The following is a 2422-nucleotide window of genomic DNA, read 5'->3' on the forward strand; positions in this document are numbered from 1 at the left end:
TTCTTCGTTGTATCGTTGCCGCTGTTCTCCCATATGGACACACCTCCGTTAGCCTTATTATCCTTCTGTCCGTTAACGGGTGTCCACTTTTTATTCTAGTTCCACGGCGCGAGCCAGGGCTCTTTTTATTTGTTTGAGTTTATAAAATATGGAACGATAACCACCTTTGACCGTATACTAGAAGAGCACATAACGGTTTGATACAAGTTTAGTGCTTAATTTTTTTATATGATAAAGGAGATTACATATTATATGAAGCAATGGAAACGCGTACTCTTATCGCTTACGATCTCGGCAGGTTTGCTTGTATCAGCAGTACCCGCAATGGCTGCTCCGCAGGAAACGGCTGTCAAAGTAAACAATCAGGCGGTTGAATATACGACTGGAGCACCAATTGTGCAGAAAGGAACAACTTTGGTTCCGCTGCGTACAACGCTGGATGCTATGGACGTGAAATTGGCGGGAACGAGCGATGATAGCATTACGGCTATTGTCAATGGCAAGACGATCACCCTGAAAAGCAAACTTGTACGCATCAACGGTGTTACCTATGCGCCTATCCGCATCGTTGGTGATGCTGCAGGTTATGAGGTTCGTTGGGATAAAGCCGCACGCACGGTGCTTTTGGTATCCAAAAGCGATGGCTCGGTTGAAACCGCCCCAAATGGTGGGCGCGGCTTTATGTGGGAAGTGCAGCATAACGGCAACATCGTATATCTGGTAGGTTCGATGCATGTGGCGGACAAGAGTTTCTACCCGCTGCGTCCAGAATTTGAAGAAGCCTTTGCGGAGGCTGACTATCTCGGTGTAGAGGTAGACATCAGCAAAGCAGCGGACGAGGAACAGCAGAAACTGGTGTTAAGTCTGGGATCGTATCAGGATGGTACGACCTTGAAGGATCATATTTCGAGTGAAACATACAGCAAGCTCGGGGATATTTTGAAGAAAAACGGGTTAGAGCCTAACGCGCTGGATGCATTCAAGCCCTGGGTGGTGGAAAGCACACTGGGAAGTCTGAAAACATCAACAGTTGGACTGGAAGCAACATCCGGTATAGATTTGTATTTTATTCAAAAAGCAATAGAACGGAAAATTCCGGTTATTGAACTCGAGTCCTACCAATCCCAACTGGGGATGTTTGATACATTCTCGAAAGATCTGCAGGAAAAAACGCTGCGCTCTACAATCGACAACTTCGATGTACTGGATAACACGGTGAATCAGATGGCTGAGATGTGGAAAACAGGTAATGATGAGCAATTGCTGGAGCTGACAAACAGCTTCTCGGATGATCAGGAGTACAATAAAGCGATGTTGATTGACCGTAATATCGGCATGGCTGACAAAATTGATGGTTATCTGAAAAGTGGTAAAGGTGAAGAATACTTTATCGTGGTTGGAGCAGCGCACTATTTGGGTGATCACGGGATTGTAAAACTGCTTGAGGATAAGGGATATAAGGTAGAACGTAAGTAAGGGCTCGTTGAATAGAAGCTGAATTGTTAAATTGCATAGATATGTTTTTTTTAGGCTATATAGGGACCACTCGTTCTGCGGGTGGTTTTCCTTTATCGCTTATAATGAAGATACGGACACTTCTCAACCTAGTCTCAACCTAGTGAAGTATACTTTGATACTAAAGCCTTCCGGATGAGACTTTTAAGGATGTTGAACAGGCTCTGGATACAAACACCCTGATTCTGATAAGGGCCAGATGATCATCTATGAATATGGTAGTTATTTATTGGGTTTTACTGCAAATTATGATGATGACTATGAAAATATTAAAGCTATTATGATAGCAGAACGATAAATGAAATTCTTATAATGAAGTGATCTTCTGCTATGATCCTGAAGCTGGAGTTATAAATACGTTGCTTTTCATACCGCGTTTGCAATCATTCTGAGCTTAACTCCTGCTAAACCAGTTGCCAGGAGTTAAGCCTTTTAATAGGAGAAACAGTAAAGAGCAAATCAGGTAATTTTATAATGAAAAAAAGAGTTTACAAGTAGGATTGATTTGTGGTATATTCTAACTCCGGCCAAGAAAACACGGTTTACACGGTGCGGCAAGCAGCTTACAAAAGAGCTTCCAAAGGAAGCTTGAAAAAAAGAGCTTGCAAAGTTGGTTCGGACATGATAAGATATAAAAGTTGCTGAAACGAACTAGTTTCGGTAACAGAGAAAAGTTTGATCTTTGAAAACTGAACAACGAGTGAGTAATCATTCTGCTTGCAGAATGAACGTGAAGGTTTTTGGTGCAAGCCATCTGGCTGTACGAAAACTGGAACAACAATGAGATTTATAATCTCGTCAGGTTCAAAATGAGCTTATCGCTCTTTTCAATACTTTATTGGAGAGTTTGATCCTGGCTCAGGACGAACGCTGGCGGCATGCCTAATACATGCAAGTCGAGCGGGGT

The 2422-nt window shown here is 42.7% G+C and carries 1 protein-coding gene and 1 rRNA gene; both read left to right on the plus strand.

Annotated elements, in window-relative coordinates; all coding sequences use genetic code 11:
• Positions 1-252 precede the first annotated feature (252 nt).
• Entirely contained in the window at positions 253-1476 is a 1224-nt protein-coding gene (locus IEW26_RS29915; RefSeq protein ID WP_188594998.1) for a TraB/GumN family protein, read from the plus strand.
• 874 nt (positions 1477-2350) lie between these two features.
• Positions 2351-2422 (plus strand): 16S ribosomal RNA (locus IEW26_RS29920); the annotation flags it as partial.

This window comes from Paenibacillus silvae (assembly GCF_014639235.1).
Lineage (GTDB): Bacteria > Bacillota > Bacilli > Paenibacillales > Paenibacillaceae > Paenibacillus > Paenibacillus silvae.

Excerpts from the sequence above, each read along its gene's own strand:
- IEW26_RS29915 (WP_188594998.1), top strand. The coding sequence starts at position 253 with ATGAAGCAATGGAAACGCGTACTCTTATCGCTTACGATCTCGGCAGGT.